The following is a 1,323-nucleotide window of genomic DNA, read 5'->3' on the forward strand; positions in this document are numbered from 1 at the left end:
AGGGAGGTCTTTTCTTTTGCAAATAAAAAAGAGCGCATAAAAACGCTCTTTGCTAGTCAATTATATTATCTGTTTGTTCAGTCTCATCAAATGGTTTATGCACGTATTGAAAACCGTATCCAGCTTCAACGAGAACCTCATCAACCTTTTCTAAAAATTCTTTACCCCATTCAGTAAAAAGATATTTCCCGAATATCTTAATAACAAAACCATACCCTTTTACTTCAGGATACCTTTCGTAAACCTCGCCACTTTCTATAAAGCCCAAATATAAATTGATTTTTTCTTGTAGTAATTCAATATGTTTTTCCTCATCTGTCCAGTCTAATTCATCAGCAATGACTAAATAGGCTATTTTTTCTTCTTTATTGTAGCCCATAAAATCAACTTTTTCTAATTCATATAAAGACATAAGTACACCTCTTATCTATTGTTTTCTTCTAATTTCAACTTTAGTTGGAGGTATTTCTGTACCGCCTACAAACGGTGGTTTCCCTTTACCTACAACTGTCGCGCCATATTCTTCAATTTCAGGAATCGCAATTTTTTGTTTTTTAGTAAGGGGAGCAGTTGGCGAACCTTTTGCTTCAACTATTCTTATATCTTCTAAATCTTTATTCGCTCCTAGAAAATCAAGTCTTGTCTTTGTCCCTGTTTTATTAGTCTTTAAAGTTATTTGTTCTACTACTGTATCTACCTCTTTTGAGAAGTCCTTATGCACTTCTTTTTCAAAGGCTTTCCCAGTTGCTTGATTTATTCCTATTTGCACCTGTCTTTGAGCTTTTACTGCTTCCGCTGTCTTGTCTATCTTCTTCACAGTATCTACGGCGTCAGCTACCTTTTGGGCGCCTTTGACTACTTTTATTCCCTTACCAACAGGAGTAAGCCCCGCAAAAACCATGACACCAGCACCAGTGCGTTCCCACCAAGAAAGTTTTTCGCCAGTGTCGGGGTCAACACCTTCCATAATGCGTGATGTACACAACCTTATTGAACGGAAACAATCGCAGTAAAGCGCCTTAAATGCTGATATTACTGCACTATATTCTAATGCAAACTGACCGTATAATTCACAATCGATAATCCAAACGCAATCGCATCATGTGGATGTGGATCATCTTTCCGTACAGCATCGAATGCTGGTAAGCCGGAAGAGTGCTAAGTTTTTAGCTTTGTTAGTCTAAGCGGAAACTGAACCCGAGGGTTGCGGATTATACGGTTTAGACCGCAGGAAAACAAGTATCTTTGGGAAGATAAACGACCCAAGAACGTTCAATATACGGTTGTGGAAGACGACCTTCTTAGCGATGAAATTTAATCGTT

2 protein-coding genes and 1 pseudogene are annotated in these 1,323 nt (G+C 37.9%); 1 reads left to right on the top strand and 2 read right to left on the bottom strand.

Going from position 1 to position 1,323, the window contains the following annotated elements; translation table 11 throughout:
• Positions 1-52: 52 nt before the first annotated feature.
• Both COC96_RS26985 and COC96_RS28420 read right to left on the bottom strand, forming a co-directional pair.
• Positions 53-412 (bottom strand): DUF6572 domain-containing protein, encoded by a 360-nt coding sequence (locus COC96_RS26985; protein ID WP_098268395.1) that lies wholly within the window; start codon positions 410-412, stop codon positions 53-55.
• Between the two features lie 15 nt (positions 413-427).
• Complete coding sequence (locus COC96_RS28420; RefSeq protein ID WP_225315985.1) at positions 428-967, bottom strand: pre-toxin TG domain-containing protein; 540 nt, start codon at positions 965-967, stop codon at positions 428-430.
• 102 nt (positions 968-1,069) lie between these two features.
• On the opposite strand from COC96_RS28420, the pseudogene COC96_RS26995 reads away from it, so the two are divergent.
• Positions 1,070-1,162 (top strand): annotated as a pseudogene (locus tag COC96_RS26995) (iron-sulfur cluster assembly accessory protein); the annotation flags it as partial.
• Positions 1,163-1,323 lie beyond the last annotated feature (161 nt).

It is taken from the genome of Bacillus cereus (assembly GCF_002577405.1).
In the GTDB taxonomy this organism is placed as follows: domain Bacteria; phylum Bacillota; class Bacilli; order Bacillales; family Bacillaceae_G; genus Bacillus_A; species Bacillus_A cereus_AU.